The organism is Alteromonas sp. BZK5 (assembly GCF_014349115.1).
Lineage (GTDB): Bacteria > Pseudomonadota > Gammaproteobacteria > Enterobacterales > Alteromonadaceae > Alteromonas > Alteromonas macleodii.
This window is the reverse complement of sequence record NZ_JACSOE010000002.1, coordinates 1-26051: the sequence shown is the minus strand read 5'-3', so window position 1 is coordinate 26051 and position 26051 is coordinate 1. Positions and strand designations below refer to the sequence as shown.

Annotated in this window: 21 protein-coding genes; 15 read left to right on the top strand and 6 right to left on the bottom strand. The window is 44.0% G+C overall.

Annotated features, from left to right (window positions below; translation table 11 throughout):
- Nucleotides 1–78: 78 nt before the first annotated feature.
- The 10 genes from BIZ39_RS00950 to BIZ39_RS00905 all read left to right on the top strand — a co-directional run bounded on the left by BIZ39_RS00950 (nucleotide 79) and on the right by BIZ39_RS00905 (nucleotide 10829).
- Nucleotides 79–1134: a potassium channel protein gene (locus tag BIZ39_RS00950; RefSeq protein WP_187446142.1), complete on the top strand. Its 1056-nt coding sequence runs from the start codon at nucleotides 79–81 to the stop codon at nucleotides 1132–1134.
- 11 nt (nucleotides 1135–1145) lie between these two features.
- Nucleotides 1146–1790 (top strand): YjfK family protein, encoded by a 645-nt coding sequence (locus BIZ39_RS00945; RefSeq protein ID WP_014979843.1) that lies wholly within the window; start codon nucleotides 1146–1148, stop codon nucleotides 1788–1790.
- Nucleotides 1791–1806: 16 nt separating this feature from the next.
- Nucleotides 1807–2223, top strand: a complete 417-nt coding sequence (locus BIZ39_RS00940) for a DUF350 domain-containing protein (protein ID WP_014950196.1) — start codon at nucleotides 1807–1809, stop codon at nucleotides 2221–2223.
- Nucleotides 2224–2233: 10 nt separating this feature from the next.
- Entirely contained in the window at nucleotides 2234–2902 is a 669-nt protein-coding gene (locus BIZ39_RS00935) for a DUF1190 family protein (RefSeq protein ID WP_014977050.1), read from the top strand.
- A gap of 2 nt (nucleotides 2903–2904) precedes the next feature.
- Nucleotides 2905–4071 carry a glutathionylspermidine synthase family protein gene (locus BIZ39_RS00930; RefSeq protein ID WP_014977051.1) on the top strand — a complete coding sequence of 389 codons (1167 nt, stop codon included), beginning with the start codon at nucleotides 2905–2907 and terminating at the stop codon, nucleotides 4069–4071.
- A gap of 19 nt (nucleotides 4072–4090) precedes the next feature.
- Entirely contained in the window at nucleotides 4091–4630 is a 540-nt protein-coding gene (locus BIZ39_RS00925; RefSeq protein ID WP_014950199.1) for a rhomboid family intramembrane serine protease, read from the top strand.
- A 46-nt stretch (nucleotides 4631–4676) separates the two neighbouring features.
- Nucleotides 4677–5378: a VC0807 family protein gene (locus BIZ39_RS00920; protein ID WP_014950200.1), complete on the top strand. Its 702-nt coding sequence runs from the start codon at nucleotides 4677–4679 to the stop codon at nucleotides 5376–5378.
- 356 nt (nucleotides 5379–5734) lie between these two features.
- On the top strand, nucleotides 5735–6457 hold the full coding sequence (locus BIZ39_RS00915; RefSeq protein ID WP_187446141.1) for an ABC transporter ATP-binding protein: 723 nt from the start codon (nucleotides 5735–5737) through the stop codon (nucleotides 6455–6457).
- A gap of 71 nt (nucleotides 6458–6528) precedes the next feature.
- A complete protein-coding gene (locus BIZ39_RS00910; protein WP_187446140.1) occupies nucleotides 6529–9468 on the top strand; it encodes an FtsX-like permease family protein in 2940 nt (979 codons plus the stop codon).
- Nucleotides 9465–10829: a lipocalin-like domain-containing protein gene (locus BIZ39_RS00905; RefSeq protein ID WP_187446139.1), complete on the top strand. Its 1365-nt coding sequence runs from the start codon at nucleotides 9465–9467 to the stop codon at nucleotides 10827–10829. The genes BIZ39_RS00910 and BIZ39_RS00905 overlap by 4 nt, the downstream gene beginning before the upstream one ends.
- A 40-nt stretch (nucleotides 10830–10869) precedes the next feature.
- On the opposite strand, the gene glsB is transcribed toward BIZ39_RS00905, so the two are convergent.
- From glsB to BIZ39_RS00890, 3 genes are all read right to left on the bottom strand, one after another.
- Complete coding sequence (gene glsB / locus BIZ39_RS00900) at nucleotides 10870–11778, bottom strand: glutaminase B (RefSeq protein WP_014979849.1); 909 nt, start codon at nucleotides 11776–11778, stop codon at nucleotides 10870–10872.
- Nucleotides 11779–11880: 102 nt separating this feature from the next.
- Nucleotides 11881–13359 (bottom strand): alkaline phosphatase, encoded by a 1479-nt coding sequence (locus BIZ39_RS00895; protein WP_187446138.1) that lies wholly within the window; start codon nucleotides 13357–13359, stop codon nucleotides 11881–11883.
- Nucleotides 13360–13592: 233 nt separating this feature from the next.
- Complete coding sequence (locus tag BIZ39_RS00890; RefSeq protein ID WP_061486197.1) at nucleotides 13593–14552, bottom strand: chemotaxis protein CheV; 960 nt, start codon at nucleotides 14550–14552, stop codon at nucleotides 13593–13595.
- A gap of 434 nt (nucleotides 14553–14986) precedes the next feature.
- Here BIZ39_RS00890 and BIZ39_RS00885 point away from each other — a divergent pair, with 434 nt between their 5' ends.
- The 4 genes from BIZ39_RS00885 to BIZ39_RS00870 all read left to right on the top strand — a co-directional run bounded on the left by BIZ39_RS00885 (nucleotide 14987) and on the right by BIZ39_RS00870 (nucleotide 21384).
- The gene (locus BIZ39_RS00885) at nucleotides 14987–16582 is read left to right on the top strand and encodes an isocitrate lyase (protein ID WP_014979852.1); all 1596 of its coding nucleotides are present in this window, start codon (nucleotides 14987–14989) and stop codon (nucleotides 16580–16582) included.
- Between the two features lie 282 nt (nucleotides 16583–16864).
- Nucleotides 16865–17809, top strand: a complete 945-nt coding sequence (locus tag BIZ39_RS00880) for a LysR family transcriptional regulator (protein ID WP_049587990.1) — start codon at nucleotides 16865–16867, stop codon at nucleotides 17807–17809.
- A 98-nt stretch (nucleotides 17810–17907) separates the two neighbouring features.
- Nucleotides 17908–20103: a malate synthase G gene (locus tag BIZ39_RS00875; RefSeq protein ID WP_049587987.1), complete on the top strand. Its 2196-nt coding sequence runs from the start codon at nucleotides 17908–17910 to the stop codon at nucleotides 20101–20103.
- Nucleotides 20104–20499: 396 nt separating this feature from the next.
- Nucleotides 20500–21384 (top strand): patatin-like phospholipase family protein, encoded by an 885-nt coding sequence (locus tag BIZ39_RS00870; protein ID WP_014977059.1) that lies wholly within the window; start codon nucleotides 20500–20502, stop codon nucleotides 21382–21384.
- 33 nt (nucleotides 21385–21417) lie between these two features.
- On the opposite strand, the gene BIZ39_RS00865 is transcribed toward BIZ39_RS00870, so the two are convergent.
- The gene (locus BIZ39_RS00865; RefSeq protein WP_187446137.1) at nucleotides 21418–22434 is read right to left on the bottom strand and encodes an NAD-dependent epimerase; all 1017 of its coding nucleotides are present in this window, start codon (nucleotides 22432–22434) and stop codon (nucleotides 21418–21420) included.
- Nucleotides 22435–22507: 73 nt separating this feature from the next.
- Here BIZ39_RS00865 and BIZ39_RS00860 point away from each other — a divergent pair, with 73 nt between their 5' ends.
- Nucleotides 22508–24133, top strand: coding sequence for an FAD-binding protein (locus BIZ39_RS00860; RefSeq protein ID WP_187446136.1), 1626 nt, complete (start codon nucleotides 22508–22510; stop codon nucleotides 24131–24133).
- Here the strand turns inward: BIZ39_RS00860 and BIZ39_RS00855 are convergent.
- Both BIZ39_RS00855 and BIZ39_RS00850 read right to left on the bottom strand, forming a co-directional pair.
- On the bottom strand, nucleotides 24130–25215 hold the full coding sequence (locus tag BIZ39_RS00855) for a nucleotidyltransferase family protein (protein WP_187446135.1): 1086 nt from the start codon (nucleotides 25213–25215) through the stop codon (nucleotides 24130–24132). The two genes, BIZ39_RS00860 and BIZ39_RS00855, sit on opposite strands and share 4 nt — an antisense overlap.
- On the bottom strand, nucleotides 25212–26021 hold the full coding sequence (locus BIZ39_RS00850; protein WP_187446134.1) for an HprK-related kinase A: 810 nt from the start codon (nucleotides 26019–26021) through the stop codon (nucleotides 25212–25214). The genes BIZ39_RS00855 and BIZ39_RS00850 overlap by 4 nt, the downstream gene beginning before the upstream one ends.
- Between the last annotated feature and the right edge of the window lie 30 nt (nucleotides 26022–26051).

Genomic DNA, 26051 nt, shown 5'->3' with positions numbered 1-26051 from the left:
TTAAGTAAAGCGCTAACCTAGACAAATCAAGTACTTCAAGGCAGAGTAAGGGCACGCATAACAAGGGCTGTTTCTTTTATGTCTCCATGGATAAAACTGCGAAAAATCATGCTGCAATATTTTGCAGAATCACGCTGGTACACTATTGTCGGTGCCACCGCCTTTTACGCAGTAACAAGCTATTGGCTACTTTACGCTGCAGACGAGCACGATTTAATTACCAACGCCGACTTTATTTACTGGCTGGCGGTCACCGCCTCTACAGTGGGCTATGGTGATTTATCTCCCGGCACGCCAGCGGGAAAACTGGTTGTAGCGCTTTACGTCATACCGCTTGGTTTGAGTATCTTCGCCATGGTAATTGGCCGGATTGCAGCTTGGGTTTCATTAACGTGGAAGAAAGGATTGTTGGGTATGAATAGCTTGATGCTAGATGAACATATCTTAGTAATTGGGTGGAATGAGCAGCGTACTATGCTGCTGCTTGATTTAATACTTCAAGAACGCGATGCCATGCCAGAGCGCCCCGATATTGTGCTGTGCGTGAAGGCCGATATCACTAATCCCATGCCTGGCGTGATTGAGTTCGTGAAGGTAGATTCGTTTAACAAAGACGAAGATATGGATCGCGCTTGCGTGTCCACCGCCCGAACTATTCTTATCGATAACCCACAAGACGATGTCACCATGACTACCGCGCTGTATTGTACTAAGCGTAATCCTGATGCACATCAGGTGGCTTATTTTGATGATGATAGCCTAGTCAGCTTACTTCAGGATCACTGCCCTAAAGTGGAGTGTACACCCAGCGTGGCAATAGAAATGTTAGTTAAAGCCGCTTTTGATCCTGGTTCTAGTATGCTTCATCACGACTTGCTGAGTATTGAAGAGGGCCAAGCGCAATTTTCAGTAAAAATCCCAGAAAGTAGCCACGCCATTTCTGTTGCTAAGTTATTTATTAACTTGAAACGTAAACACGATGCCATCTTTATTGGTTATGCGCCAAATGGCCTTGTGAAAGAAATGGTGGTAAACCCACCGTTGGACGTTACATTAAACCCGGGAGACACCTTGTTTTATATTGCTGAGCGCCGCATTAATGCAATTAACTGGTCTTCTCTAGACGCTGATTAAGAGGCGTAAACATGTTTAGTAAACTATTTAAAAAATCAGAACCTAAAAAACCTAAGTCGCCAGAAATAATGGGGCTTTATTTAGGTGGCTCTTTCGAGTTAGATAACTTGAAACTTTCGCTATTAGAACCTGAGCTCACTATTGAAGGCGCAGCCCGTTCTCAATTAATTCAAGCGGTAGGTGAAGCCCCCTTAGATACAGGTGGCACTCTGCTTCGCTTTTACACCGACGACGATGGATTTTTACAGGTGGTCACCGACGGCGGCTTGTCTGAGAATCACATTACCGATGTTAAGCTGTGGCACTTTTATGAAACGAAAACCATTGGTAATACTGCTCAGTGGAACGAATGCTTGAAAAACGTTATCAGCCAGCCCACCTATGAGCTTGACGGCAAGGTCTATACCCGCGTGTGGGGGGCAGTGGGCGATGAGTCACCGCCTGTTGCCGTCACTGAAACTACCTATGAAGAAGATGGTGATGTGAGTACCACCGATCAGTTTATGATGCTGTATGAACGCCCAATCAGTAATGACAGAGTTGAAACCCTGCTTGTTGTGGGTGAAGAAAAGCAAGTAGGTAATAATTTAGATAGATGTTTGGTGATTTCAACGGGGTTTGATGTTGAACCTGCAGATATCACTATAAACGGTTAATAAAAAGGGAATAACTATGGATACGATCATGCAATCTTTGGCTGGCCTGGATAACTTTGCGCTTTACTTCGGCTTGTCGATTGTTTTTTTGTTTATCTTCAAATTGGTGTACGCCTTGGTCACACCTCACGATGAATGGAAGCTGGTAAAAGAAGAGAAAAACGTTGCCGCTGCCATCGGCTTTGGTGGTGCTATAATCGGTTTTGCTATCGCCCTTGGCAGCGCAGCTTCAAACTCGGTTGCTGTAGTAGATTTTGCTATTTGGGCGCTTGTTGCTGTGATTGCACAATCCCTAGCGTTTGCCATTTTGCGTTTCAGCTTTATGCCGAAAATCGCTGAGCGCATAAACAATAACGAAGTTTCTGCGGGTGTTATGCTTGCCAGCATGTCTATTGCCGTAGGCTTACTCAATGCCGCTTGCATGACCTATTAAGGGGGCAGCGATGACTGATAAACGAAACACTCAGCTTGATGTTGTTGATAGCGTGCAAGGTGAGAAGCCCGCTTTAAAACGCACCAAACATATTGACCTTGGTCGCATGCGCAAAGGTTTTAGCGTGAAGCCTTTAGCATTGGGTGTGGCCAGCGTTATTTTAAGTGGTTGTGGCGGCGAAAAAGAAGACGCCACCATTTACACCTCGCTAGAAGACTGTAAACAGGATTTTCCTGATGCAGTAGAGCGTTGTGAAGCTGCCTACCAGACAGCGGTCGACGAGGCCATGCGCACCAGTCCGCGCTTTAGCTCTGAGTACGACTGCGAACATGAATTTGGCCCTAACCAGTGCCAATATGTGAATAATAGTAGCGGCAGCTTTTTCATGCCGTTCATGGCAGGCTACATGGTGAGCTCTCTGCTATCGCCAAATCGCTATTACTCACAGCCCTTATATACTTCCTATTCATATAATTCACCGTTTCGCTCACGCTGGATAACGGCAGACGGCTATGTGTTCGACGGCGACATTCGCAAAAGAAAATATCGCGTAAACAAAGACGTTTATAAGCCTAAGCCTACCGTGAACCGCACAATGAAACGTGGCGGGTTTGGTAGCAGCGTTCGTGCAAAATCGTCTTGGGGTAGCAGCAGCCGTAAAGGCGGCTGGGGCGGATAACTATGTTTAGAATGCCTTGCCAGCCTCGCAAGGGCTGGCAGCAGTTGGCTAACGAGTTTGGTTTTCATTTCCACACCATGTATGGCGAGCCGTATTGGGATGAAAGTGCGTACTACCAATTCACGCTAGCGCAAATTGAAAACGACATTGAAGACCCCACAGCCGAGCTACATCAAATGTGCTTGGCAGTGACCGAGGATGTGGTTAATAGTGAGGAATTACTTACTCGTTTTCGAATTCCAGAGCAACATTGGGACTTAGTAAGAAACAGCTGGCAGGAAAGAGCCCCCAGTTTGTATTCACGCCTTGACCTTGTCTACAACGGCAAAGGGCCAGCTAAGCTACTAGAAAACAATGCAGATACGCCCACCAGCTTGTATGAATCTGGGTTTTGGCAGTGGCTGTGGCTTTCACAAAATGTGGATGCCGGCAAACTCGCCCTGCACGCTGATCAGTTCAATAGCTTGCAAGAAAAACTAGTTCATCGCTTTCGCGAAATAGCATTGCATTACAACATTAATCAACTGCACATGGCGTGTTGTAAAGATACCGTAGAAGACCGCGGAACAGTGCAGTACCTACAAGACTGCGCTACAGAGGCCGGGCTTTTAGCTGACTTCGTTTTTATTGAAGACATTGGGTTAGCGGACACGGGCGTTTTTACCGATCTTCAAGACGCGCCAATTACAGACTGCTTCAAGCTTTATCCTTGGGAGTTTATGCTGCGCGAAGAGTTTGGCGATGTGTTAGAAGATGCCCAAGTTAATTGGATAGAGCCCCCATGGAAATCGATAATTTCCAATAAAGCCTTGCTTCCTCAGCTTTGGAAGAAGTTTGAAGGCCACCCTAACCTGCTTCCCGCTTATTTTTCAGATGGAATAAAAACAAACACACTATCAGGAAAGTGGATTAAAAAGCCTCTATTTTCTAGGGAAGGCGCGAATGTTTCAATCATTGAAGGTGGAATTGAGAATAGGCTTAGCGATGGTCCTTACGGCGAAGAAGGCTATATTGTTCAAGCATTTGAACCTTTACCCGTTTTTGAAGGTAACCATACACTCATAGGTAGTTGGTTGGTAGATGACATGCCAGCAGGTATTTCAGTAAGAGAAGATGCATCTGCTATTACCCAAGATCTCTCTCGCTACCTTCCTCATATTATTTTGTAATCTACTTTAGGGGCGTTCGATGAAGCCGCTTTCTTTCCAAATTCGCGTTCTACTGACGCTAGGTGCATTGTTAATCGTAATAGAAGTAGCAAACTTACTTACCGGCAATGCACTTAATCAGTTTGGTGTAGTGCCTCGTACACTTTCAACCTTGCCATATATATTCACAGCCCCTTTCCTTCACGGTACACCTACGCATTTGATGGCTAACTTGGTGCCTCTTTTGCTGTTCATGTGGCTTACTATGCAGTGGGGAAAACGCACGTTTCTTATCGCTACGCTAAGCGCACTGCTTATAGGTGGTTTGGGCGTGTGGCTGTTCGGTAGAAGCGCTACGCATATTGGCGCGAGCGGCATGGTATATGGCTACTTCGGCTTCCTCGTGCTAGCAGGGTTTAGAAGTAACAAAGTGCGATATTTGCTTATTTCACTAGTAGTTGCAGCGCTATACGGAGGAATGCTGGTTGGTGTGCTTCCCACATCCAAATTTATTTCCTTTGAATATCATCTGTTTGGCTTTATTGGCGGCTTATTTGCCGCATGGCACTGGGCACGCTAATTAGTTTACGTATAATTAGCCTCAAGATAAGACGTTGTAATTAGATATGTCAGCAGTACAAGAACCTACACAAAAAAACCAAGGCTTTTTCGGCAACCTCGCGTTTAACATTGTTATTCCTGTGGTGCTAATGAGCTATGCAAGTTCGGAAGATTACCTAGGCCCTGCGTGGAGCATTGTGGCGGCACTCAGCTTTCCTATTGGTTATGGCCTATGGGATTTAAAAGAGTCGGGAAAGGTCAACGGCTTTTCCATTTTAGGCATTATCAGCGTACTACTTACCGGCGGGTTTAGCTTACTTAAACTGCCTGCAGAGTATATTGCGATAAAAGAAGCCGCTATCCCAGGCATTATCGGTATTGCTGTACTGGTAACCCAGTACTCTAATAAACCCTTGGTCAAAATGCTTATTTTGAACGACCAAATCATAAACTGGCCACACCTAAACCAAGTTCTTGATGCGAAAGGAAAACAGAGCGAGTTTAAAAAGAAAGTCGCGGTTAGCTCTTACATCGTAGCGAGTTCGTTTTTCCTCTCTTCTGCACTAAATTATATCTTGGCAAAAATGATATTGGTCAGTGAGCCAGGCACTACGGCCTACACTGAAGAACTTGGCCGAATGACTGCGCTTAGCTATCCAGTCATTGTGATCCCGAGCATGATTTTGCTTATTGCAGCGCTCTGGTATTTGTTTGCTCAAATCAAAAAAATTACTGGCGAAGAACTCGATAACTTTATTAATCAGTAAAAAGACAATCGATAAGGGGCGTAACGCCCCTTTTTTATTTAACATGCCCTTCCCCACAATTAAGGCTGTTACATATCTATTATCCTAAGCCACCAAAGCAATTCCTTAGACGCATAAGAGTATGAGCCCATCAAATTTCCGCACCGCTTTTAACCAAAAAGCGTGGGTATTACGTATACTCTCAAATATAAAAATAACCCGTTCTATTAGAACATGTAGGCGCTAATTGAAGGCGCGCATTGCACCTCTAACATTACGCCATAAGCGCTGCTAATTGCGTTTTAAGTATAGCGTATTGCGCGCATTCTCGCTCCTTCATGTTCACACTAAGACGGTTCAATACAAGACGGCGAATTATGCTGACCATAAAAGACTTAAAGAAATCTTTTTCAAAGACAGGGGCTCCGCTCATCAACAACCTTAACCTTACCGTAAAGACAGGTGAATCGGTGAGTATTCAGGGGGCTTCTGGCTGCGGTAAATCTACCTTGCTGTCGCTTATTGCTGGGTTTGAGACGCCCGACGGTGGAGATATTTCGGTAAATGGATTGTCGATTGCTGGCAATAGCAAACTCGATAATACATTTAAAGCGAAGGATATTGATAATTTTCGCAAACAGCATTTAGGTATTGTGTTTCAAAGCTTCAATCTATTCGACTGCTTTAATGCGTGGGACAACATTGCCTTTACTGCAAGGCTAAAAGGTAATGTAGATAACGACTACCAATTAGCATTGATGGAGCAGCTTGGGATATTACCCCTAGCGCAAAAGCCGCTAAGTCAGTTATCTGGCGGTGAACAGCAGCGCTGTGCCATTGCTAGAGCACTTGTACATCGCCCCTCGCTTATCTTGGCCGACGAACCCACCGGCAATTTAGACGAAACGACTAGCGAAACCGTGTCTGACTTACTCTTTAAAACTTGTAAAGAGGCCAATACTTCTCTTGTTGTGGTAACTCATAGCCAAGACGTCGCAGTAAAAGCAGACGCCGCTTTGCGACTACATAAAGGGGTATTAGAGAGTGTGAAATATAAAACTAAAGAACAAACCTTATCTTCACCAGTAGCAGCAAGCTAATTACAGGTGAAAAACGTTAGCGATATGCGCCCTGTGAAAAACCCACCGAAAACAGCAAATAGGAAGATAACGTGCTACGCACTTTACTGTTAGCGCTCTCTAGCTTACTTGCAATGGCAAGGCACAGGCCGTGGGAGCCTTTGCTCATTATGGCCGCAATTATACTGGCCAATGCTGGCTTGGTTACCGTTTTACTCATAAACGAAGGCGCCACACAAGGTGAACTATTACAGTCGAAGCAAGGGCTTACCTTGGGCAGTATCATCACTCCAGCAGACAGTAGAGCTCGCTTTACACAAAGCGATTATGCCACGCTTCGCAAGCAGGGTTTTACCCAGCTTGTTGCGATAGCTGAAAGAGACGTTACCCTATCGTGCAATGGCAGCGAGCCCACAGCAACAACTCTCACATTACTTGGTGTTGATACTCAGCCTATTTTAGGAAGTGCATTTAGAACGAGAGGTTTTGAGGCGCCTGCCCTAAACGATAGCGCTGTTTCACTATCCTATTTATCGCAAAATGCGAAGAAATTTAGTGAAATGGAAAACCAGCAGACGCCAGCGGGACGCGAATTGCGCTCAAATTCTGGGGGCGACTTCGCTGTAAATGGGCTTATTCACCCCTTAACGAACGCAAAACTGGCCTGTCACGACACGCTCAATGAAATCGATAGAAAATCCGCGCCAAGTCCCTACTGGCCTGCAACGGTAAGCGCGTATGTGAGCAGCTTTGCTCCGCAAAATACAATTTTGATCTCTATCGATGAGTTTTACAGAGGCGGGGTAACGATTGAGAATGATGAACCTGTTAAGCCTGTTATTCCTGACAATGCTAAACGCGCGCAAGAGAAACAAGCAAAACAACAGAAAGCTTACGTCCCACTTTCCGGATTTATTGCACTTTCACCGCTATCACAGCAGCATTTAACCCAAATAGAAGTCCTACTTGGAATACCTGTAAAGCAAACCACTAGCAATACAGACAATGACACCGGTTCGTTGCCAGATAGTTTTAGACTAAATCTTTGGGCGATGAGTGGACTGATGGGCGTTGTGGCGCTTTTTATAGTACTTAACGCGCTAAACTTGATGTACCGCACGCGGCTACCCAATATCATTCGTTTACGGCAGCTGGGCATATCTCAGCGAATTTTAAGCGTTGCCTTATTCACCGAGTTGCTTGTTTACTGCGTAATAAGTATTCCAATTGGTATGTTCATCGGTTTTCAAGCGGCGTCATGGTTGTCACCTGTGATAAACGGTACATTTACGTCATTGTTTAACGCCGTATTTGTTAACCCTGACGTTAATCTGCTTTTTACCTTCGGTTTCGCTTTAACAACGACCTTTATATCGCTGGTTGTTTTTTCGTTAGTTTCTATCATTAAGCTTTCAAATGCCCTAACCGTAGCGCCTGCCAAAAAAGAAAACGCGTTAGGCCAGTTTGCCGTAGGTCTTATCTCATCATGTGCCCTACTACTGTTATTTATCGCTGAGAAGTTCGTATCTTCTACTGCTTCAGCACTTTTCTTTGTTGCATTGTTACTTCTTACCAGCTGCGCACTAGTACTTCTTTGGTTACCCATTTTGTCTAAGCTGCTGACTAGATTTGTACCAAAACAGTGGCCCGTGTTTCACTACGTCATTGCTAATATGCATTTACTGTCTAGTAAAACCCGTCTTGCCGTTTGTGCATTCTTTATCGCGCTTACCGCAAATATTGGTATGAATACCATGACGGACAGCTTTAGAGACGCCACTAAACATTGGTTAACGCAAAGGCTTTACGCGCCTTTCTATCTGTACACCGACGCGCCACTTAGACGTATTGAATCGTTATCTACCAAATCGTTACCAACGCTTGCTTTAACTCCTTTACTTAAAGCAGAGGGAGCTGTTATTGGCTCACATGCTCAAGAAGAGACACATAAAGAGATACATAGAGAAACACATGAAGTCAGTAACAGCCCGCCCTCTTACGTTTCTATCAGTAGCTACCCCGTTCACCAAAATGGTAAAAAGGCGCTTGTCCTCGATGATGTAATAAACAACGACCTCAACACAGTGTGGCGTGAGTTTACAGAAGGGAAAGGGGTATTCATCAATCAGCAATTAGCGTTTGCCCTTAACGCAAAGTTAGGACACACGCTAGATATAGAAAATATTCGCCTTCGTAAAACTACGAATTCAAGTTCTTCGGCGGTTAATACATCTAACGAGGCGTATAGCTCGCCACAAGATAAAACTACTGACCCAACACAAGGCTCACAAAGCAGTTCGTCGAACTCAAACGTATTTGCAGCGACGCCTCAATGGAAAGTACTGGGTATTTATCCCGACTACGGTAACCTGAACGGGCAAATATTGGTGCCTCTTCCCTCGTTTAATCGAAACGATGTCCTTATCAGGGATCAACTTTTTTCCGGTGTAGTGGCTATTTACCCAGAGCCGCCTATTGAGACTAACGTGATAGGCGACAACAAACAAAGCACCTTTGGAAAGGACATCCTCGAACAGCAGCTAAAATCACAGCTAGGAGAACACCGCGAAATTGCCCTTTATACCCGACAAGCGCTGTTAGATACCTCTATGCAGACCTTTGATCGTACCTTTGTATTAACCGACGGCCTTAATATTACCACCCTATTGGTGGCGGGCGTCGCCTTCGCTGTTTCGCTGACGGTACTAACCATAGGCAGCGCAGCGCAGTTATCTGTATTGCGTGCCCTTGGCGTTAGTCAGCTTAAAGTAAAAGTATCCCTGTTTGCGCAATATCTGCTGCTTTGTTTTATCTCAGCCTTGCTCGCTATTCCTTTTGGCGTGTACTTGGCCTATGTCTTTATTCAACAAGTAAACCGGCATGCATTTAACTGGGTGTACCCGCTTTCAATTAATGCAGAGGTTATTCTCTCTAGCGTGGGGTTATCGCTGCTTATCGTTTCACTGGTGCTGTTGTTACCTTTAGGAAAACTTAAGCCGAAAATTGATTTAAGGCAGGAAGTTCAGCTATGACAAACCAATTACGTAGCACCAACACCACGTTTTTGCGATTTAAAGCCAACATCTTTTTAGTACTTGTAGCTGTTTGTTTCACGTTGAGTGCATGTACTGAAAACCCACAAGATGAAAACGAAACTCTGGGAACCTCCACGCCAAGCGGCTTTTTTGGAAACATACAGTCGAGCGACGCCTTTACGCCAGTAAAGCGGGGCTATACTGTTGCATTACCACGCGATCACATGAGTCATCCCAATTTTCAGTTAGAGTGGTGGTACCTCACTTTTGTGTTAAGCGCCGAAGACGGGCAAGAGTTCGGCCTTCAATATACGCTTTTTCGTTTCAATACTGAGCTAGACGCCCCTCAAAGCACTAAGGCTAATGCTGAAAATAGTGCTGAAGTTAACGCCAACAACCATATCGCAAAAAACTGGAGCGATGGCCAGCAGTGGATGGGACATGCTTCGCTACATACCGCTGAACAGCATTATTTCGAAGAACGATTCGCAAGCGGCGGTGTAGGTAATGCCTATGTGAATCAACAACCCTTTACAACAGTTATTGACGATTGGGTTTGGAAAGCGGCACAGGCGGAGGTCCAAACAGGTGCAGAAAGCAAAGCCATGTTCCCGTCCGTGTTAAAAGTCGCTTTTGGGCAAAGCAGCACGCATCATCCGGTCAAAATAAATGGAAAAATCCCCGCTACCGCTGCAGACAGCTTATCAGAATTAAATGATACACCGGGCGTTAGCGCCGTCAAAGTCTCGCTTAATCTAGATACCTATGGGCCTTTCATCAAACAGGGTGATAACGGCTACAGTAAAAAAACACAAGACGAACGCCTTCGCTCTTACTATTACAGCCAACCATTTATTAACGCGAAAGGTACGTTAAACATAGAGGGCAATAGCGTAAGAGTTACGGGTAAAGGCTGGTTTGATCACGAATGGACGAGCCACCTAGCCAATAGTGAAGCCATGGGATGGGATTGGTTCTCGCTGCATCTAGACGATGGAAATAAATTGATGGCGTTTCGCATGCACGCCATGAATGAAAACATGAAAAACAGCAAAAGCAAACACAGCGAAATATTCACAACGGCTAGCTATATAGCGGAAAATGGCACGAAAGAAACTATCGACCAAGCCAACGTATCAATTACGCCAATGGCGTATGAAACAATCAACGAGGGAGGAGTACCTCGCGCTGTCCCCACCATTTGGCGCATTCAAATACCAATAAAAGATATCGACGTTACTGTAAACCAGTTTAAAGAAAACCAATGGAATAACAGCTTATTTCCCTATTATGAAGGGCGAGTGGAAATAAAAGGCTCCCATTCAGGGAGCGGCTTTATGGAATTGACAGGCTACTAAGGCCTGTTGACCTTTGATATGCAGCGAAGCGCAATAGCCCCTAATAAATAGACCAATTGATGCGTTCACTTAGCGATGTCAAAGCCGCCACACCTAGCTGAGAATTACCCACGCTATTAAGCGCTGGCGAAAATACGCATATTGAAAAGCGTCCTGGTACAACAGCCACTATGCCTCCACCTACGCCACTTTTACCCGGCAAGCCTACTTTAAAAGCAAAGCTCCCAGCTTCGTCATACATACCACTAGTCGCCAGAAGCGCGTTCACTTGTTTGGTTTGATAAGGCGTTAGCACCTTTTCATTTGCGCAAGTAGAAAAACCTGCGTTAGCAAGAAAGCTCGTTGAGCGCGCCAAGTCCTCACAACTCATTTCTAGCGCACAGTTGTGAAAATAATTACGAAGCACATCTTCCACTTCGTTTTCAAAATTTCCGTAGGCTTTCATCAAATATGCCATTGCTGCATTGCGAGAACGATGCTCGTATTCAGACTCCGCCACCACCTTGTTTACCACGATATCGCCGTTACAGCTTAAGCGTCTTACGAAATCTCGCATGGCAATATAAGGGGAAGCAAACCGAGACTGAACCATGTCACTGACCACCAGCGCACCGGCATTAATGAAGGGGTTGCGGGGAACACCGTTTTCATATTCCAACTGTACAAGAGAATTAAACGGCAGACCGGATGGCTCGCATCCAACTCGCTCCCACATGGTTTCACCATAGTGATTGATAGCTAAAACAAGATTAAAGACTTTTGAGATACTTTGAATAGAAAAAGGAACGCTCGCATCGCCTATCGACGTTATTTGACCGTTTGTATCGCAAATTGAAATGCCAAATTGCCGTGGATTAACCGTGGCCAACGCAGGGATGTAGTCGGCAACTTTTCCCATGCCCAACATGGGTTCAACTTCATCATAGATATCTTGAAGTAGTGCCAGCATTTCGTTTTTCATAGTTCCCCTTTCCTGTTTACCACAGATAAAAATAAAGCGCCTTGTTATAAAAACGCTGGCGCTTTAATTTCTATACAAACAATGTAGCGATTAGTTACAGCGCCAATCTTCCTTAAAGTCACACAAGCCATCATCATCTTCGTCTGAGGTAAGCTTAATGTTGGTCGATACCTTTTCTGATACTTTATTTGAATCGGAATCGATTATTACTGGCTGTTTTTTATCGATAAAACTGAAGATTGTTTTTGCAATATCCGTGTTATCAATTTGCCCCATAAGCGATTGATAACCAGCACCAAAAGCAAATACTTCAACATCTACACCAGTGTGACCGCCTGTTGTCCACCCCGTGTTTGTTTTGGTGTCTAAGAAGGTTTTTACTGCCATGAAGCGAGTTTCATCATCTTGGTTTGATACGCTATCTAGCGTGGCAAGCTCTTCTTCACTCAACGACAAGCCAAGCTTCTGCGCCACAAATTCGCCAGGGTTCTCTTCATTTGCCATCTCTAAAGCAATTGTCATTACCGAGGCTGACATAGACTTAAGATGTTCAGGGCTCCAGCGGTAGTCGCCGTTTGCGCCAATGGTTAAGCCACCTGTGCTGTGATCCGCCGTCAAGATAACAAGAGTGTCAGGGTGTGCTTTTACATAATCTCGCAAATATTCCATGGTTTGCGCTAAATCGTGCATCTCAGCCATGGCAGACGCGATATCGTTTGCGTGACCAGCCCAATCTACTTGGCTTGCTTCAACGAGAAGAAAGAATCCATTGTCGTTTTCTAAGTGTTTAATAGCATGTTGAGTTAGGTACTCAAGACGATTTTTGCGCTTGTCATCTAATACCGCAGGCAGCGCTACTGGAGCAAACAGACCGAGAACATTACTTCCCGCAGGCACTGAAGCCAGACGGTTATATGAATCGGCATATTCGTAGCCAGCATCAATAAACTGCGCCAAAATATCTCTGTCATCGCGTTCAAAGTAAGACGTTCCACCGCCTAGCATCACGTCAGCGACAAACTTACCGTCCACGCGAACATCAAAGAAATCTTCAGCTATTTCGTTGTAGTTCTTACGGCTTTCGTTATGCGCAATGTATGACGCAGGTGTCGCATGAACAATTTGAGACGTTACTGCCAAACCAGTACGCATGCCTTTACTCTTAGCATGGTACATAACAGAGTTTACTGGTTGTTTATTTACATCAACACCAATTGCACCGTTGTATGACTTAACGCCAGTAGCAAGAGCGGTAGCAGCAGCGGCTGAATCGGTAACGTAACCAGATACTTGCGCAGGATACGTGGAAGCATTGCCCACTAAAATATCGTCAAACACAACCGATTCGATATTCGGTGTTGACGGGTCATCTACATAATTACGATAAGCCGTGGTATAGGCAGGCCCCATACCGTCGGCTACAACCATTATTATATTTTTCGGTACACCTTTAGTTTGCGTACCGGTTGCACTTGCTGATTCGGTCATAGATTCAGTGATACCACAACCCGCAAGAACAGCAATAGACGCACAACTTAGTAGTGATGTGCGAACAAATTGTTTAATCATTTAAACTTCCCTGAGTAAGTAAGGTACCTACTGGCCTGGATACCCGCAGATACAACAATAACGACACTATCGCGAATGATTCTTTGGTGATCATAATGGTGTTAGCAAAGCGATAAGATGCATTAGTGTAAAGCAGGCTGGCAAGATGCTCAAAGCTTTTGGACAAAATAACGCAAGCATGAGATGACCAGATGGTCATCTCATTAAATTAGCAACTTTTAAGAAGGAAGCGACTACTTATTTTGTGATGAGAGGTATTCGCGCATGCGCTGTTGTGCCACGTCAACGAGCATGTCGGGCTGGAATTTGGAGATAAACCTGTTGCATCCAACTTTTTCTACCATGGCGTCGTTGAAGCTTCCGCTTAATGATGTGTTGAGTGCTATAAATAAATTGCTCATACGAGGATCGTTACGCACTTCAGAAGTAAGCCGATAGCCGTCCATTTCTGGCATTTCTGCGTCGGTAAACATTAGCAAAATTTCGTCGGTTGGGTTCTTCCCCTCATCGGCCCACTTCTTCAGCAGCGCTAACGCTTCAGCGCCGTTTTTACGTTCGATGATTGTTATACCTAGCTGCTCTAACGTATCTTTAATCTGTTTTCTTGCTGTGCTTGAGTCATCTACTATCAACACTTTCTTGCCTAAGAAGTGGTTAACAATGTCTTTATCTAGCACTTCTTCAGAGATAGATGTGTCGTAATCGATGATTTCCGCGAGTACTTTTTCAACATCGATGATTTCTACCAGCTCTTGTTTACCCTCAACATTCACCTGAGTTATGGCGGTTAAATAATTGGATTTTCCAATGCCGCTAGGGGGTGGCTGAATGGTTCCCCACGATGTATTCACTATGTTTTTCACTTCACCAATAATGAAGCCCTGCACGCTTCTGTTATATTCAGTGATAATGACATTCTTCGCTGTTGCTTGCGTAGCTGCACCGCGCATTTTGATTGCCTGACGCAAGTCTATAATTGGAATGGAGCTTCCTCGGTAGTTCATCACGCCTTTCAGGTTGTGATGTGAACCCGGCATTATATTGAGCTTGGGTACGTTTATAACTTCTTTAATTTTAAAGACGTTCATGGCAAAAATGTGTCGCGTTCCCAGTTGAAACATCAAAAGCTCAAGCCTGTTTTCGCCAACAAGCTTGGTTCTTTGGTCAACTGACGACAATACACTACTACTCATAACACCCACTTTTCATATTATATATCAACAAGCTAAAACAAAAACGCCCTCGTATCGGACAAGATTTTCTAGCGTGAAGCTCTACGCCCAAATTTACCTTGCTCACACCGGCAAAGCTATTACCCTTTTAGCTAATAGACAGGCGAAATAGTCAACACCTGCAAGCGTTTGCAACCTACGTAAGTTATTTTTTTACCGACCACTTCTTGCCCCACTGCTGCCCATTGCCTTAAAACCATCAAACATAGGTGTCAAAGATTTACAGTATCTAGACTTTCGGCGCCAGGCATTCACAAAATAAATGACCGCAATGCAAAATATATATTTCTATTATTCCAAATCCGGCACTAGGATGAAATGGAATCAACGGGAACGCCCTACAGCGTAAACATAAACAACGTTAAGTATTTTAATTATAGTCGGGAGAGACGCTCATGTCGCAATATCAACAAGACATTGATAACTTCGCCACATTAAAGGCAGCACAAAACGGAACGTGGGAAGGTATCAACCCAGAATTCGCTGCACGCATGAAGGTTCAAAACCGTTTTAAAACAGGTTTAGACATTGCTCGCTACACTGCAAGCATTATGCGCAAAGACATGGCTGAATACGACGCAGATTCGTCTCAGTACACACAGTCACTAGGCTGCTGGCATGGCTTCGTAGGCCAACAAAAAATGCTTTCAGTTAAAAAGCATCAAGGCACAACTAACAAAAGCTACCTTTACCTTTCAGGCTGGATGGTAGCAGCACTTCGCTCTGAATTTGGTCCTCTTCCTGACCAATCAATGCATGAAAAAACATCAGTTTCTGCGCTTATCGAAGAACTTTATACTTTCCTTCGCCAAGCAGATGCGCGTGAATTAGGCGACCTTTTCCACAAGCTAGACGACGCTAAGAAAAACGGTGGTGATGTAGCTGCGATTCAAGCTGAAATCGACAATTACGAAACTCACGTAGTTCCAATTATCGCTGATATCGATGCGGGCTTTGGTAACGAAGAAGCAACCTACCTACTTGCAAAGCAAATGATTGAAGCAGGTGCATGCTGTATCCAAATTGAAAACCAAGTATCGGACGCGAAGCAATGTGGTCACCAAGACGGTAAAGTAACCGTGCCACACGAAGACTTCCTAGCGAAAATCAATGCAGTACGCTATGCATTCCTTGAACTGGGTGTTGATGAAGGTGTAATTGTTGCACGTACTGACTCACTAGGTGCTGGTCTTACCCAGAAGATCCCAGTATCTACATCAGAAGGCGACTTAGCTGCTCAGTACAATGCTTTCCTTAAAACTACCGAAGTTGCAGGGGCAGAAGATCTAAGTGAAGGTGACCTAGTTCTTAAGCAAGGTGGCAAACTGGTTAAGCCTGAGCGTCTACCAAACGGCTTGTTCCGCTTCAAAGACAACACAGGTTTTGACCGTGTAGTACTTGACTGCGTAACGTCACTTAAGCACGGCGCTGACTTGCTTTGGATTGAAACTGAAAAGCCTCACGTTGGCCAAATTGCTGAAATGGTTAACGCTATTCGCGAACAAGTACCAAACGCAAAGCTGGTTTATAACAACTCTCCATCATTCAACTGGACGCTTAACTTCCGTCAGCAAGTATTTGATGCCTGGAGTGAAGAAGGTAAAGACGTTTCTGGCTACGACCGCGCGAAACTTATGTCTGCCGACTATGATGACAGCGAGCTAGCAGCTGCGGCCGACGAAAAAATTAAGAGCTTCCAGGCTGACGCAGCACGCGAAGCGGGTATCTTCCACCACCTTATCACGCTACCGACTTATCACACTGCAGCACTGTCTACTGACAACCTTGCAAAAGGTTACTTCGGTGAAGAAGGTATGCTTGCTTATGTACGCGGTGTTCAGCGTCAAGAAATTCGCCAAGGCCTAGCGTGTGTTAAGCACCAAGCGATGGCAGGTTCTGACCTAGGTGATACACACAAAGAGTACTTCTCTGGTGAAGGTGCACTTAAAGCGTCTGGTGAAGATAACACCATGAACCAGTTTGACGTATAACGTGAACAGGCAATGAGTTAAACGGAAAGCATCCCAACCTTTCCTATAGGGCACCTTCGGGTGCCCTTTTTTGTGCGCGTCATTCACTTCACTTATGCTTTTTGCATAAAACAAAAAAAGCCATATTTTTCTAAATTTCATAAAAAAACAATATACCAACTATATTTCAATACCTTATAGGTATAACGGCGGCCAATTTAAGACTAAACGCTTATCTGACATTGAAATAAAAAAGCTTTATAATAGCTATGTTTAATTAGGTTTAAAAAGAGCATTAGAATAATGAATATAGCGAAGGTCGACCTGAATTTATTGGTTTATTTAGATGTGCTGTTGCGCGAAGGAAGTGTAACGAAAGCTGCAAACCAGCTAAGCATTACTCAACCAGCAATGAGTAACGGCCTGAAGCGCCTTCGCGATCTATTTAAAGATCCGCTTTTAGTTCGTACCAGCGACGGGATGACCCCCACCAAGCGTGCGCTTGAGCTACAACCCATTATTCGCGATGTGCTTAGTCGATTGGAAAGCTCTATTCAGCCCGAGACTGATTTCGATCCGTTAACCAGCGACAGAACTTTCCGCATTATGACCAGTGACTATGCAGAGAGTACCTTGTTACTTGAACTCGTTGGAAGACTGGCCGATTTAGCGCCCAATATTACGCTTGATCTTATTACGCCGAGTGACGTGACGTTTCACGATGTCGAGCAAGGTAAAGTGGATATGGCAATTAACCGCTTCGAAGAACTGCCTTTGTCGTTTCACCAAAAAGTTATCTGGTATGACACCTTTAGCTGCGTAATGAGTTCCGACCATCCGCTAGTAGAAAAATGCAACCTAGAAGGCTATTTGAGTGCCCAGCATATTTGGGTGAGTAAAACTGGGTTTGGCGTGGGTGTAGGTATTGATCCAAATGAAGTACAAAAATTGGGTTGGGTTGACGCAGAGCTTACAAAAATCGGAAAACAGCGTGCTATTCGCGTATTTACTCGTCATTACCATGCAGCGCTTCAGATTGCGAAAAAGCAAAAACTTATTGCTACCTTACCAAGCAAAGCGGCACGTTTATTCAAACACGACCCAGATGTGGTGATTAAAGAGCCGCCTTTCGACATACCACCTATTGCACTGAAAATGGCGTGGAGTGCCCTACTTCACCATGACGCAGGTCACATTTGGTTGCGCCGCTTAATCAGCGATGTAGCTAGCGAAATGAATGCGGGCTAAACATTCACAAAATATATGGCAGAAATACAAACCATAAATTAAAAAACTATCTCTATACACACTACACTGGGTGAACAGACAAATGTATAGAGGTAGTTATGCAAGGATATATTACTAGAGGCCGACTACAGGTTGCCGAACAACTCGATAACTTTATTAATGAACAGGCACTTCCTGGCACAGGCGTAGATAAAGACACCTTTTGGCAAGGTGCAGAAACCCTCTTCGAAAAATTCATTCCTCAAAATCGCGCACTATTAGAAAAGCGAGAACAGCTTCAGCGCGCTATTGACGATTATCATAAAGCTGGTAACCCGGTAAACGGAAACGAATATACCGACTTCCTAAAAAGCATTGGTTACCTTGTTGAGCAGCCATCACAAGTAAGTGCACAAACACAAAATGTAGACGCCGAAATAGCGACAATGGCAGGCCCTCAGTTAGTCGTGCCAATCAACAACGCTCGCTATGCACTTAACGCGGTAAATGCCCGTTGGGGAAGCCTTTACGACGCACTATACGGCACTGATGTCATCAACAATGAAGGTGGCGCAGAAGCGGGAAAAAGCTACAACCCCGTACGCGGCGCCAAAGTAGTTGCGAAAGCGAAAGACTATCTAGATAGCATGATACCGCTTGCGAAAGGCAGCCACGCTGACGTTACTGAGTATAAGATTGAATCAGGTAAATTGGCGATAACTCTTGTCGACGGCGATGAAACCACCTTAGCAAACACAGAGCAATGGCTAGGATACCAAGGTGACATTAGCGCACCGTCAAGCCTGCTATTTGCACACAACGGTCTGCATTTTGAAATTCAAATAGACCCGACTCACCCTATTGGCGAGAGCGATGCCGCAAACGTAAAAGACGTACTGGTTGAAGCTGCATTAACCACCATTATGGACTGCGAAGATTCCGTCGCTGCTGTTGACGCTGAAGACAAAACCTTGGTGTATAGCAACTGGTTAGGCTTAATGAAAGGCTCGCTAAGCATTGAAATGACAAAGGGCGGCAAGCAGCTTGTTCGCGCTATGCATGACGATAGAAGCTACCAGCCGTCTAAACACGCTTCACAAGACAAGCTAAAAGACGGCGAACTAGTACTTTCTGGTCGAAGCCTTATGTTTGTTAGAAACGTGGGCCACCTTATGACTAACAATGCCATGCTCTTTGACGGCGAAGAAGTGCCAGAGGGGATCATGGACGGTTTAGTCACTTCACTTATCGCAAAGCATGATCTTTTAGGAAACAGCAAATTTAAAAACAGCCGCGAAGGCAGTATCTATATTGTTAAACCTAAAATGCACGGGCCAGAAGAAGTGGCATTCTCTAACGCATTGTTTGGTGCTATCGAAGCGATTATCGATGTTCCAGCTAACACCCTTAAAATGGGCATAATGGATGAAGAACGCCGTACGAGTATCAATCTACAAGCTTGTATTGCCGAGGCTACTTCACGCGTCGTGTTCATTAACACGGGTTTCTTAGACAGAACTGGTGACGAAATTCATACCTCAATGCTTGCGGGGCCTTTCGCAGAAAAAGCTGCGCTCAAGTCTATGGCGTGGATTAAGGCTTATGAAACTGCAAACGTTGCAGTAGGCCTTCGTTGTGGTCTTTCTGGCAAAGCGCAGATTGGTAAGGGCATGTGGCCAATACCTGATGAAATGCAAAATATGATGACCGCGAAAATTGGTCATCCTAAAGCAGGGGCTAATACGGCGTGGGTTCCCTCTCCTACTGCAGCAACATTGCACGCGCTTCATTATCACGATGTAAATGTGTTTGACGTTCAAAAGTCGCTAGATGAAAACTTTAGTGGCCTTGCTGACATACTTACCATTCCATTGTTAGAAGATGCCTCTACACTTACGCGTGAAAGTATTAAGCGTGAAATCGACAATAACGTTCAGGGCATTTTAGGCTACGTTGTACGCTGGGTTCACCAAGGTGTAGGCTGTTCGAAAGTGCCAGACATCAATAATGTAGGCTTGATGGAAGACCGCGCGACCTTGCGTATTTCATCGCAACATATCGCTAACTGGCTAGAGCACGGCATTGTAAGTGTAGATCAGGTAAAAGAGTCTTTGGCTCGTATGGCTGTCTTGGTAGATGAGCAAAATGCGGGGGATCCTGAGTATATCCCTATGGCACCTGATTTAGACAGCTCAATTGGCTTCTTAGCCGCAAGCGATCTCATCTTCAAAGGTAAAGAGCAGCCTAGCGGTTACACAGAACCTTTACTGCACGCCCGTCGCCGCGAAATGAAGGCAAAACTTGCGGCGAGCTAGTACAAAATATGAGGGCTAAGAATTGGAATCTAATAGCTATATTCCATACTGTAAAATACCAAAGAATTAGCTAGCTAGTTTCAAGCCTCATCAGACGCATTTGAATAAGGCTCACTCTGTTAGTAAACAGCAGTGAGCCTTTTTATTTATTGCTGGTGTATTACTAATGCGTTTGCATTTATTGTCGCGACACGTGAAATCAATTCGCAAACACACTCAAAGCGAATTGTGTAGCAATATGGCAACACTTTAGACTAAAGATATCGCTTATCTCCCCCTTGATACTTTGCTGATAATGCATGAGTAAACTACGCTTTTATAGTGTGGGGCGCAGCGTTTGTTATTCCGTTGGAACTAAACACTTAGCGCAAAGCCTCCTTAGTTTGGAGTATGCACATGCAGATAGCCTCGGCAGCAATACCGAATAATTTATTACAGGCGAACGTCACGCAAATTGTGCCCATCTTTTCAGGTGGAGGAACAAGATTGAGCGCCCATATCGGCATCATTAAAGCGCTGCAGGACATGAACGTAGGCTTCGACACTTTAGTGGGTGTATCAGGTGGCTCGATTATCGCTTCGCTTTACGCCAAAGGTTACACAGTGGAGCAAATGCGAGAGCTCGCACTGGTTACTGATTTCAAGCAATTCACTGAATTTTCACTCGTAAGATTACTCCGGGAAGGCGGGCTGTCTTCTGGCGACGTATTTCAGCGATGGATTGACGAACAGTTGGAAGGCGCAGTGTTTGCCGACCTCCCGCTCAATCTGCATATTCTCGCTACCGACGTAAACGGCGGCGGACCAGTTTTGTTCAACAAACAAACCTCTCCAGATATGAAGGTGTCAGAAGCAGTGCGGTATTCTATGTCGATACCGCTCATCTTCTCGTTTAAACCGTTTAAAGAGCACTTGCTAGTAGACGGCGCTATATTGTCTGAAGATGCGCTGTTTGAAGATTGGCGAGGCGATGGCACGCCATCAGTATGCTTCAGACTGCAAAGCACCGAACAAAAACGCAAGGCCATTAAAAAGAACTTACTTCAACTGCCGCAATACGTCAGCATGCTTATTCGCACGTTTATGACGGCAATATCCAGGGAGTACGTCAATGCGAAGTATTGGCACAATACGGTGGTGGTGAATACCGGGGAGATTTCCGCGGTAGATTTTTCGCTTACACCTGAAATTAAGAACACACTTTTTGAGCTCGGTTATGCAACCACGAAAGAGTTCTTGCCCAAAAAGTGTGCGGGATTTATGAGAAGCAGTGCACTTTAACGGTTTCAGAAGGTAATTATAAGTCGCTAACGCTTACACTTTATAAAAGTCACGATACCAGTCGACAAACGCTTTTACGCCTGTTTCAACATCGGTAGATGGCTGGTACCCAGTATCTTCAACGAGCGACGACACATCAGCATAGGTGTCAGGCACATCGCCCGGCTGCATAGGAAGAAGTTCTTTCTTCGCCTCAATGCCCAATGCACTCTCAAGGGTTTCAATAAACTTCAAAAGGTGCACTGGTGTTTGCGCACCAATATTGTAAACCTTATAGGGCGCCTTACTCGTACTTGGATCTGGATTGCCGCCGTCCCAATTCTCATTAGGTTTAGCCACATTATCCAATGAGCGAATTACGCCTTCAACGATATCATCGATATAAGTGAAGTCACGACGGTGGTTACCATAGTTGTAAACCTGTATTGTTTTACCTTCCAAAATAGCCTTAGTGAACTTGAAAAGCGCCATGTCTGGACGGCCCCAAGGCCCGTAAACAGTGAAAAAGCGCAGCCCCGTTGTAGGCAAGTTATACAGGTGACTATAAGTATGAGCCATTAGCTCGTTAGCTTTTTTAGAAGCCGCATACAAGCTAACTTGATGATCTACGTTATGCTGTTCTGAAAACGGCATAGTTTCATTCGCACCGTAGACTGAGCTAGATGACGCGTACACCAAATGCTCGACGTTATTATGGCGACACCCTTCTAGAATATTCACAAAGCCAACAATATTTGAGTCGACGTAAGCGTTAGGATTTTCAAGTGAATAACGCACACCAGCTTGAGCAGCCAAATGCACCACTCTATCAAATTTGTGCTCTTCAAAAAGCGCAGCCATTTTGTCGCGCTCCTCTACCCCCATCTCGATAAATGAAAATAAACCAGCTGCAGTAGATGATTTAATCTCGTCTAGACGAGCATGTTTTAAATTCACATCGTAATAATCGTTAATGTTGTCAATCCCGACAACTTGGTCACCACGATTGATAAGGTATAGCGATACAGCTGCACCAATGAAACCAGCAGCTCCGGTGACTAAGATTTTCATTAAAATATATACTCAAACGCTCAGATAAAGTTATGCTACTACTATACTTTAAATCTAAATAATGGAAAGTTACATGAGCAAGGCACTTATCGAATCTGTGTTAAGTTCAAGATCAGTGTTAATTACAAATACTGACGATATTTTAACTTACCACCAATCTCCAGAGGGTTTTACCTCCCAGATCAAAGGTGTGATTAAAATAGGTGATAGTTCAGATGTTAAGGCTGTCATTGAACTTGCGAACAAATGTACCGGCAGCAAAGACGCATTCGTTATATACCCTATCAGCACTGGAAATAATTGGGGCTATGGAAGCAGTATTCCACCAAGAGATGAGAGGGATCAATACCTACTCGATTTATCGCAGCTCAATAAAATACTGTACTTTAATCAAAAGACAGGATTGTGCACGATCCAACCAGGTGTTACACAACAAAAACTATATGATTTTCTAAAGAAGAGCACATCCGATTACATGGTACCTGTGACTGGCGCAGGTCCTTCATGTAGTGTTCTTGCTAATGCACTTGAGCGTGGTTATGGCATCACGCCTGTGGCAGACCACTTTTCAGCGGTGACTTCCATTAAAGGTTTCTTACCTACTGGGGAATACTATCAGTCGAGCGTTGCAGATATGGACGCAACATCTGAGCAACTTGCAGATAAATCATTTAAATGGAAACACGGTCCTTATCTCGATGGGATATTTACTCAGTCAGCAAACCTAGTAGTTACCGAAGCTACAATTTCGCTGGAAAAGGCAGGTGACGGCTTCACATCGTTCTACATGCAATTTTTTGAGGAATCTTCCTTTGAAACCGCCTATGAAGTCATTTCGGAAATATTCGACAAAGTGGGACGCAATGTTGGCAGTATGAACTTAATGGATAAAAGAAGGGTTTCCGCCATGATGGCAAAGAACCCAAATGGTCCAGGTTCTCACCAAAACATGACGCAGCAGCAAGTTGAGAAAATAAGTGAACAGAATAATATTCCAGAATGGACAATTATAGGAACAATCTATGGCCCAAAATATGTTTCAAAGGCCGTAAAAAAAGAAGTAAAAGCTGTAGCAAAAGAGAAAGCATCAAGACTTTTCTTTTCAAATGACCCATTTATCGAACTTGGGAAGTTCGTCACCAAACTAGCCCCGCGTTCTATTTTAAAGGCGCCACGCCAGCAACTAGAAACGTTGGAAGAAGGCATGGCGATTATGAAGGGTATTCCAAACCAAGTTGCATTGCCTCTTGCTTATTGGCGTAACTCAAATACCAAACCAGACAAAACAAAACCGCTAAATCCAGCTCAAGATAAATGCGGTTTACTATGGTATGCTCCATTAGTACCTGCCACTATGACGGCAATGCAGGCATTCATTAAATTAGTTAGGCTTACATGCAGTAAGTACAGTATTGAGCCAATGATAACCTTTACCAATTTTAATAAATACTGTACTGATAGCACTATTCCTATAGTGTTCGATATAAAAAGTGCTAAAGCTTGTACTGACGCGAAAGCGTGTCTACAAACTTTATACGAAGAAGGCCTGAAATTAGGTTTTGTTCCATATAGGCTTAACATTGAACAACAAGAGAAATTAGACACTACAAAGGTCTTCTGGAAAACCTCAAATAAGATAGCAAGCGCATTAGATCCTAATAACATTTTGGGGCCAGGTCGTTATGCAAAAGGGCGCTAGGTCCTAGTAATGTTAAACCAAACTTTCTTTATCATATGCGGTATTAAAACTATCAGGGGCATTTTCAACAAATGCCCTCTGATATAGGCGAAACGTCGAGAAATGCTTAAAAGTTTACTGTTACATACTCGACTATTTGGAATGAGCGCACGCTGCATAAAAAATAATATCACTTGCCGGCGAAAATTTAAAAACCAACCTTTGTTCAAATCCTCTAGCTGAGCTCTGACACCCGAAGGGGATGACAGCCCGAAAAAATACTCTGCTAAGCCTAGTACATCTAAAAGTAGTTTGGTTAGATGCATTTCTTCTGCAGTATGAACAACTTTTTGCCAAAAACACTCAGTAGAATTTTCAGTACAAATACAGTGGAAATCATACAGATCACGAAGCGAGGAGCTTACATCCTCGTTCCAAAATAAATGGACACAAGAATGCAACGCTTGCATATGCTTGGCCAAAACAATGATACCATCTTTAGACGTTACTATATTTTTTCTTAGCAGTTCTTCGTCGGGTGCTTTTCCACTTATGGGTAAATAGAGATTGTGATGAACGTCTAGCGTTGTACCTGATATTGGGTCGAACATTGGCGGGATTTCGTGAGCAAACTCTCGATAGTATTTATCGTCATAATCGGTAATTTCTTTAGTTTGCCAACCTACCGATCGAAGTCTTTGCTCTGTCGCCTTAATTTGCTCAGAAGAAACAAGAATATCTATATCAGACATAGTTCTTCCCTTTACTGCTCGAAGTTTTTCGATATTGTATGCAGCCCCTTTAAGAAAAATAGGTTTTATTCCTACTTCCCTCAACAGCTTATCAATTCGAAATATTTCTAAGCCGACTTGAAAACTCTGCCTTTCGTAATAATTAATGTTCGATGTTATATGGCATTGGAACTTTTCAGGAAGCAAAGATATGAACGCTTTACCTTCGACTTTATAAGCAAAGACTCCGAGCAAGTTTGCTGCGCGCAAAAAGATAAACAATTCGGACAATTTTTCCTCGGTTAGGAAAGAGAGTGAGTTTACATCATTAAATACTGATATGAATTCACCAGCTTTGATAAACGCACTCATGAAATGAGCTCTGCTAATGCTTGTTCAGCGGACTCAATATCGCTGTATTTTAACGAATAAAACTTAGTTTTTTCGGCTAAGTCGGCCATCGCTTCAAAGCCTTTTTCAGCTAAAACGTGATAATTAAAGCTGTTTCTTATTACTTGTAATACACCTTCTGCTGAACTGTATTGTGAAAGCTCGGTCTCCGCATTTGGTGAAAATTGGGGAAAAACAAAAACCGTAATCTGCGTATCTTTACAATCCTTATACGAATCTACCGAATGTACACGCTTATGAGCTACTGTACCTTTTTGAGTATCATAGAATTTTTCGGTAAAAACACTATTTGGAAATCTATTTTTAACAAGGTCTATGGCGTCATTTTTCAAACAAATTGGTCTATAGATTGATTTTACGTTCAATGAATCTAGTTCTATTATCGCCATTTCATCAGAGAAAATAGACCAACCCATTTCCGATAACAATGCACTAAGTGTACTCTTACCTGCTCCTGGTAACGCAGGACAAACTATCGCCTTTCCATTTTTCTCCAATACAGCAGCGTGAATAACTAGCCGAGAGTACTCATGGGCAGCAATGCACCAATTCATTCCCCACTCTAGCATCGGGTAACTTTGCTTTTTTGGTAAGGGAAAAAATGGTGTATAAGTGTCGCAATAAAAGTTTATCTGAGGTGCGATGTATGAACGCAAGGCATTAGGAGCTCTAACGGCAATATCAAAATCATAGGAAAGGCCCGAATTCAACTGCGAAGTGCGACACTCGTCAATATCAAGCAGCCAATGCCATTTCTTTAAATACAATCGCTGGCTGCTTGAAGCCTAAACACTTTC

Bases quoted from the DNA above. Each gene is read 5' to 3' on its own strand.
- BIZ39_RS00950 (WP_187446142.1), top strand. From the start codon at position 79: ATGTCTCCATGGATAAAACTGCGAAAAATCATGCTGCAATATTTTGCA.
- BIZ39_RS00945 (WP_014979843.1), top strand. From the start codon at position 1,146: ATGTTTAGTAAACTATTTAAAAAATCAGAACCTAAAAAACCTAAGTCG.
- BIZ39_RS00940 (WP_014950196.1), top strand. From the start codon at position 1,807: ATGGATACGATCATGCAATCTTTGGCTGGCCTGGATAACTTTGCGCTT.
- BIZ39_RS00935 (WP_014977050.1), top strand. From the start codon at position 2,234: ATGACTGATAAACGAAACACTCAGCTTGATGTTGTTGATAGCGTGCAA.
- BIZ39_RS00930 (WP_014977051.1), top strand. From the start codon at position 2,905: ATGTTTAGAATGCCTTGCCAGCCTCGCAAGGGCTGGCAGCAGTTGGCT.
- BIZ39_RS00925 (WP_014950199.1), top strand. From the start codon at position 4,091: ATGAAGCCGCTTTCTTTCCAAATTCGCGTTCTACTGACGCTAGGTGCA.
- BIZ39_RS00920 (WP_014950200.1), top strand. From the start codon at position 4,677: ATGTCAGCAGTACAAGAACCTACACAAAAAAACCAAGGCTTTTTCGGC.
- BIZ39_RS00915 (WP_187446141.1), top strand. From the start codon at position 5,735: ATGCTGACCATAAAAGACTTAAAGAAATCTTTTTCAAAGACAGGGGCT.
- BIZ39_RS00905 (WP_187446139.1), top strand. From the start codon at position 9,465: ATGACAAACCAATTACGTAGCACCAACACCACGTTTTTGCGATTTAAA.
- glsB (WP_014979849.1), bottom strand. From the start codon at position 11,778: ATGCTGGCACTACTTCAAGATATCTATGATGAAGTTGAACCCATGTTG.
- BIZ39_RS00895 (WP_187446138.1), bottom strand. From the start codon at position 13,359: ATGATTAAACAATTTGTTCGCACATCACTACTAAGTTGTGCGTCTATT.
- BIZ39_RS00890 (WP_061486197.1), bottom strand. From the start codon at position 14,552: ATGAGTAGTAGTGTATTGTCGTCAGTTGACCAAAGAACCAAGCTTGTT.
- BIZ39_RS00885 (WP_014979852.1), top strand. From the start codon at position 14,987: ATGTCGCAATATCAACAAGACATTGATAACTTCGCCACATTAAAGGCA.
- BIZ39_RS00880 (WP_049587990.1), top strand. From the start codon at position 16,865: ATGAATATAGCGAAGGTCGACCTGAATTTATTGGTTTATTTAGATGTG.
- BIZ39_RS00875 (WP_049587987.1), top strand. From the start codon at position 17,908: ATGCAAGGATATATTACTAGAGGCCGACTACAGGTTGCCGAACAACTC.
- BIZ39_RS00870 (WP_014977059.1), top strand. From the start codon at position 20,500: ATGCAGATAGCCTCGGCAGCAATACCGAATAATTTATTACAGGCGAAC.
- BIZ39_RS00865 (WP_187446137.1), bottom strand. From the start codon at position 22,434: ATGAAAATCTTAGTCACCGGAGCTGCTGGTTTCATTGGTGCAGCTGTA.
- BIZ39_RS00860 (WP_187446136.1), top strand. From the start codon at position 22,508: ATGAGCAAGGCACTTATCGAATCTGTGTTAAGTTCAAGATCAGTGTTA.
- BIZ39_RS00855 (WP_187446135.1), bottom strand. From the start codon at position 25,215: ATGAGTGCGTTTATCAAAGCTGGTGAATTCATATCAGTATTTAATGAT.